At 39.1% G+C, this 6914-nt stretch carries 5 protein-coding genes; 3 read left to right on the forward strand and 2 right to left on the reverse strand.

The window, feature by feature from the left end; genetic code table 11:
• Positions 1-286: 286 nt before the first annotated feature.
• Entirely contained in the window at positions 287-2749 is a 2463-nt protein-coding gene (locus L2764_RS17475; RefSeq protein WP_248941610.1) for a helicase-related protein, read from the reverse strand.
• A 233-nt stretch (positions 2750-2982) separates the two neighbouring features.
• On the opposite strand from L2764_RS17475, the gene L2764_RS17480 reads away from it, so the two are divergent.
• From L2764_RS17480 to L2764_RS17490, 3 genes are all read left to right on the forward strand, one after another.
• Entirely contained in the window at positions 2983-3549 is a 567-nt protein-coding gene (locus L2764_RS17480) for an SRPBCC domain-containing protein (RefSeq protein ID WP_248941611.1), read from the forward strand.
• Between the two features lie 180 nt (positions 3550-3729).
• A complete protein-coding gene (locus L2764_RS17485) occupies positions 3730-4188 on the forward strand; it encodes a hypothetical protein (protein WP_248941612.1) in 459 nt (152 codons plus the stop codon).
• A gap of 24 nt (positions 4189-4212) precedes the next feature.
• Complete coding sequence (locus L2764_RS17490; protein WP_248941613.1) at positions 4213-4638, forward strand: hypothetical protein; 426 nt, start codon at positions 4213-4215, stop codon at positions 4636-4638.
• Between the two features lie 73 nt (positions 4639-4711).
• Here the strand turns inward: L2764_RS17490 and L2764_RS17495 are convergent, their stop codons facing one another.
• Entirely contained in the window at positions 4712-6538 is a 1827-nt protein-coding gene (locus tag L2764_RS17495; protein ID WP_248941614.1) for a monovalent cation:proton antiporter-2 (CPA2) family protein, read from the reverse strand.
• Positions 6539-6914: the final 376 nt, after the last annotated feature.

Below are 6914 nucleotides of genomic sequence, written 5' to 3' on the forward strand. Positions count from 1 at the left end.
ATTCAAATTATTGGGGTATAGACCTAAGCCACTTGAAAGTGCATATTTTCAGAGTCTGGCCTAAAAGTGTTTTAATTCCAGCTAGATTCTGTATCCTCAGGTGGCTTGAATATAGCAGTATTAAAAGACGTACTCAAAATGGCTAAGCAAACCGATATCCCAAGCCTAAATGAGCATCAATGAGAGCTTGGTTAGCTGAAGCACAAGATATTCATTACCGCCGGCATTAATGTTAATGGCCTCCTCAAAAAAGCAATAATAAGGGAAGTACAATAACAATCAACGGTTATGTCACATCAACAACACGACTCGCTTTCCTGTATTTAATTTTCCATCCACTCCAGCGGGGTAACTCCCAACGTTTAGGTCCAAGCTTACGTGATCCACTGCTATAATGTAATGTGACCAGTTTATTTTTAGGCGCATATTCTGCCTGTAACGTGAGCGCCGATAAGGTTAATATTGAGGGATATAAACGATCAAATTCAGCCCTCTCCCATAAAGGGATCCCCTCAAAATATAAATCTTTTACATCGATAAGTTCAAGGTCATCCACACTTTCTACACCGAGCTCGATTAATTTTGTCTTTAAATAGTTTTTTAATGTCAACGAAACTTCTGCTGATAAAAAGTTATCCACAGACGTTTTATGCTGATTTTTTTTTAATTCCTGCCAAATGTTCCATGCGTGTATATCTTGATCGATCTTAATCGCTAATCCAGGAAAAATAGTGCCTGATATCATTGATCCTACGATCGACTCCAATAATTGCTGCCCCTTAACCCTACCCACACGCGATCCAATCACTCTTCCCGCATATTGCCTAACAAATAACACTTGATCGACCCTTTTTTTGCTAGGACGATCTTCCACGTTCTCTTCTCCGACTTTAGCCTCAACTAAAATATTGACCGAAATAGGTGCCATACAATTAGCAAAGTTGACCGTTTGCTTCACACCTTTACCCACAACTGAAAACTGATCAAATACGACTGCAGCCAACGCACTCTTTTTACCATCATTTGCAACTAATTCAGAAGAGAAGCGACTTCCTCTGCCTATATTTATTTCACTATAACCATTACCCAAAGTTTGATATCGCTTTTCTCTTCGAACAAACGCTAACTCAGGAGCAGCATTAATCACATTAAGTAACCACTTTTGCCTAATGGTTGAATCCATAAGCGGAGTAATATCAACAAAGGAGAGTCCCGATCGTATTTGATTTGCAAGTTGCTTTGCTTCCGCTAACAGTATCTTATCAACAGATAAAAACTCAGGCACTGACGCTCTCATTATTTTTATGAGTAAACTTGCATCACAATTAAAGGGCTCCCACTGCATTAATAATTGCAAATCTTGTGGGGAAGAAGGCAATGTAAAAAGTTTCTGTCCGACACTCAATGCAGCGACCAAATCAATCATCAACCCTCGACTCACCTCATCAGTCATCGCACTAATGAGGTGCGCAAAAAGTGTATCGATGGGTAATGGAAACAAATGTAATCCATGAGCAGTGATCTGGCCTTCTTGATCAATTGCCCCCATATTGACCAGCTTGAGTGTGGCATTTAACAGTGTTTTCTCATGGAGCTTATCGAGAAAACGTAGATCAGCAAGTCTGTAACCCGCCGCAGCGGCCGCCAACATAGGTTCGATAAGATCATTTCTTTGTAGCTCAGGTTGAGTGATCGCTTCTAAAGCGGCATGACTCCCCCATAATCTAATACAAACTCCTGATTGAGTTCGTCCAGCACGACCTTTACGCTGTTCACTGCTCGTATGGGATATCCGCAATAAAGATAAAACGGTACGTCCATTTCGTTGTTGAGTTCGACGCTCAAGACCAGAATCAATCACAGCCGTCACACCAGGAATCGTTAAAGACGTTTCAGCCACATTCGTTGCAAAAATAACCCGTCGTTGTGACGATCCCACCAGTACCTTTTTCTGTAACTCATGGTTGATCCCGCCATGTAACACAACACTAGAAAAGTCAGCATTAAGCAATAATGACTGACACTTCTGTTGGCAACTCAATATTTCTCGCTTTCCCGGTAAAAAAACGAGAATATCACCTGTCAAAGTTTTCATTTCAATAACTTGAGAAATTGCCCTTTGCACTTTATTTTCGATATCGATGAGTTCTGGTAGATCATGACTCTGCATAGCTTGATAAAAAAGATCAATACTAAATCGACGACCTTCGGCCTTTAAACATTTCGCTTTATAAAGGGGAGTTTGCTCTAAATATGTGGTTAAACGCTCAGTATCTATGGTTGCTGAAGTCAACACCAATCGATGTCGAGCATCACGTTTTAATATCGCCAGTAAAATATCAGTATCCCAACGACGTTCATGAAATTCATCTATGATAATGACATCAAAATCAACTAATCCGTTTACATTCAACCAACGCAATGCAACACCTGGCGTCACAAAAGCAACTTGAGTTTTTTGCGTAACAGTCGAATCAAATCGGATAGCATAATCCACTTTAATCAATTCATCCTGTAAAAGCGTTGCTTGCGCGGCTTTAGTACGTACAAATTCAGCTAATGCTAAACATGCCACTCTGCGAGGTTCAATAACCAATACTCGCGCACGTCTTCCTTTAACCACTAATTGTGTCGACCATAACGGCAATCGAGTAGACTTACCCGAGCCAGTATCAGATTCAACGACTAAATGATGTATTGCTAGTAAACGAAGAAACTCATCATGGAGGCTATCTATAGGAAAATGCAAAACGAACTCCTTGGAGAAAATGATCAAGTCAAATATACTCAAAAAAATGACTTATTTGGGGGCACAACGAAAGAAATAATTTAATATTAACCACTATTGTATGCCACTTCTCACTTTATTAGCGATACTGAAAATAGCCCAAAAAGGTTCTATGATCCCCCACTAAATTCTGGCAGCTTGTGCTATCAATTACCGCGGTCTTTATACACACTAAATTGATAGAGGATAATACTATGTTGCGTAATACTCACTTCGCTGCCATTAACCTTGCTCAAATGAGCAAAAATAAACGACAAACGGTAAGACGATCCATCTTACTATTAATCATTTTAATCTGGCCCTCATTAGCACAAGCAGGTAATGTACCACTGATAAAAACAGACACTATTATCATTCAAGCGAAAGCAAATGATCTTTATAACACACTACTCAGTTTTGATCGTTATGCCTTGTGGAACCCTTGGTTATTTGAAGCATCTGGCGATCCCAGTTTAGGAGGCAATGTATGGGCAAAACTATGGCTTGATGGAAAAGAAATGGAGTCTAATCACACCATCATCACATTAGAAACCAATAAGGCTTTTTGTTGGCGCGATGAAATGTGGTATAGCTTTCTTGCCGGAGGTGAACGTTGCCGTTATTTAATACAGCAAGATGATGGCAGTACACAAGTTTCGGGTAGCTTCCAATTCAAAGGAGTGATTTCAGGGCTCAGCTATCTTTTATATAAAGCACAAATGCAACAAGGTATGTCTGATGAATTATTAGGTTTAAAAACTTATATCGAATCCAATCAATAATCCCTGCTAATCATTGACTCCCTTTCAAGGAAAGAAATATGCGGCACCTATTACTATTCATAACCCTGATGATCATTTTGCTTTCAGCTTTCAGCTAACATCAAAGCAACCACACTCAATGATATAAAAGCACACCAACCCAGCTCTCAAGAAACTTGGGCCGAACAATGGTTTTATAATGTGGCCGTACCTAATGTGGGTTATTTTAAAATCAGTTTTCAAAGCTATATCGCTCCCGGTTTTGAAACACCAACACCAAAAGCGTATATTCACTTAGCCTTTACTCCCCTTCAGGGCCCAACAACTAAATATGATTTATTCCTTGATGAAGTTATTCTCACTCATCCAGATGATCCTAATAAATTCTATTATGAAGTGCCGGGACTCATTATTGCTGATGAAGAAGGCATTGATATCAATCATGATGCCTTTAAATTCACCTTGAATTGGAATGGAGAGCATCATCATTATTGGCCCGGTTTAAACCCAGGCCAAACCCCATTTGGGAGCATACCAGAACTCCCTGGTGTAGGAGGAAAATGGTTTTTATACACTGTTGGTACACCAATTAATTACAGCTTTACAGATGAAAGCCAACAGTTATCAGGAAGGGGCTACGCTCAACTGGATAAAGGTTGATATGACAAGGAATCCAGCAGTGGCATGATGTATACCATGAGCTTATCAGATGATATATACTATATGTTTACTGGCGCTGTATTTGGTGACTCTACATTAGAAATGTGGGCTGGCCGTTATGTATCTGAACAATACGATCTTATATTTCATCCCGCCTTTAATAACTTATCTGTTAAGCGTGAAATTGATGCCTGTTCCGGGCAATTAAGCGTTGAATTAAACAAAGTTGGGTACAAGCTGATTTTAGAAGCAAATGCAGATATAAATAGTTTTTATCCGCTTAATTTTCCTTCAGTAATTATATTTGGTGGGGAACAGAGATACATGAAAACCATGCAAGCCAATGTCAATTTCGATTTATATCACTTTGGTCAATTGAAAGAGAGTATTCATATACCTCAAGCTTTACTCGAATTTAGTGGGCCTTTTGCCTGCGAAGATATTTTTTGAACATCGACATAAAATGAAAAGAAACAGTGCAATTTTGATTAAACGTAAACAGCACTGTTTCTTAATTAGTTTTTTATTTTTCCCCCTTACAAGCATTAAGATTATCCTGCTGCTTTCTATCCTCTTCTAAAACCTGCGTTAAATCTTCAAGTCTCTGTTTAAACGCGATACCATAACTATGATCATCCCCCCACAGATGCGATAAACTCTCCAATGATGCTTCATCATGATGGCGAAACAATTCACCTGCTCGCAAGGATGCAGACTCACTATTACCGAGTAATTTTAAAACATCTACGCCTAAATTAACTGCAGAATCAAAAGTTTCACGTCTAAAGCTGATAACCCCTAAGCGAATCAATTCATAGGCATGACGCCGATCAATCGCTCTAGCAACCAATTTCAAATTAGGATAATATTTTTGACAAAGTGTTATTATGGCAAGCGTTTTAACAGGCTCATCAATAGCAATCACCAACAATTGCGCCTCTGCGGCTCCCGAGGCAGCCAACAAATCTAAACGAGCAGCGTCACCATAAAAAACCTTTGAGCCAAACCGGCGGAGTAATTCAATTTGAGAAGGACTATGATCTAGAATTGACAATTGATAACCCTGAGCTTTTAACAAACGTCCCACAACTTGTCCAAAACGCCCATAACCCGCAATGATCACATTCTTTGTCGGTTCAATTTGATCGGGGCTGTCAAATTCACTTTTGACTTGTTGATCCCGCCTTTCTATAAACTCGTAACTTAGTAGCAGTATTGGCGCGAGTAACATCGATATAGCCACCACTAATGTCGCCAATTTCACTTGCTCAGGTGTTAAAATAGATAAGCTTCCCGTTAAAGAGAGTAAAACAAAAGCAAATTCTCCTCCTTGCGCTAATGCTAACGTAAATAACAGTTTTTGCTTACCTGGTAACTTAAAGATACTCCCAAGCGTAAATAATACTGCCGCCTTAATCAAAATCAAAGCAATCACGCAAGTAAAAACCAATGCAAAATATTCAAATAGCAATGAAAAATCAATAGAAGCACCAACAGTGATAAAAAACAATCCCAGTAATAACCCTTTAAAAGGTTCAATATCCGCTTCAAGTTCATGTCTAAACTCACTTTCAGCCAATACCACCCCGGCTAAAAAAGTGCCTAAAGCAGGTGATAAACCAATTTTTTGCATCAAAAGGGCAATGGCTATCACTAAAAATAACGCAAACACGGTAAATATTTCTTTTAAGCGCGTTTCTGCAATATAACGAAATACTGGGCTAGCAATATATTTCCCAAAAAAAACAATAAGGCTGATCATGGCAACAGCAATGATCACTTGCCATAACACAGGAAAATGTTCTATCAGACTTCCTGATCCTGTCGCAATAGGCACTGACTCACCAAAAGCTAATAAAGGTAACAGGGCAAGTATAGGGATGACGGCTATATCTTGAAATAATAAAACTGAAAAACTATTTTGCCCAGCCGCTTGTTTGATCCACCCTTTTTCCGTTAAAGTTTGTAAAACAATGGCCGTAGAAGATAACGCTAGCATTAACCCCAACGCCAACGAGGCTTGCCAAGATAAAAGAAAAATATAAAAGCAAACAGCAAAAACAGCAAATGTGGTTAAACCTAGTTGTAATCCACCGAGGCCTATAATAGAACGACGTAGTTTCCATAGTCGACTAGGTTGTAATTCTAGACCAACTAAAAACAACATCATCACCACGCCAAATTCTGCAAAATGCATCACTTCGGTTTGATCGCCGACCAAACTTAAGATGAAAGGACCAATCAAAATACCAGCCAGTAAATAGCCTAATACAGAACCTAAGCCTAAACGTTTCGCAATCGGCACAGCAACAATGGCAGCGGCTAAATATACAACTGATAATTCTAACATTTTATCTCCAAAAAGTGACAAGCCAACCTAAAAGATCATCCACTAATTCAGTCTACACTGAGTGTTATGCTTAATATCATATGAATAAAAAATTTTATGAGGAAGTAACAAATAGTAGATCGGTTACAACAAGCTTATAGAATAAAGGAAGGATGATTAATCCGCTACTTAAAACAAAGTAAACCCCGATTGTTTGAATTCAGCCATACTTTTGGATTTACCATGAAAAGCTCAAGTAACATTCAGTGAATGAGGGAGTTCTCTGGTGAGCGTCCGGCGAACTACGCCTTGCTTAGATTAACATGCCAAGGTAAGAGACTATTGAGATCACAGTTGGGGGGAGATAGCTGTTCCAAGCAATGTTCGATGTAATCGA

It is taken from the genome of Shewanella surugensis, from assembly GCF_023284005.1.
Taxonomy (GTDB): domain Bacteria; phylum Pseudomonadota; class Gammaproteobacteria; order Enterobacterales; family Shewanellaceae; genus Shewanella; species Shewanella surugensis.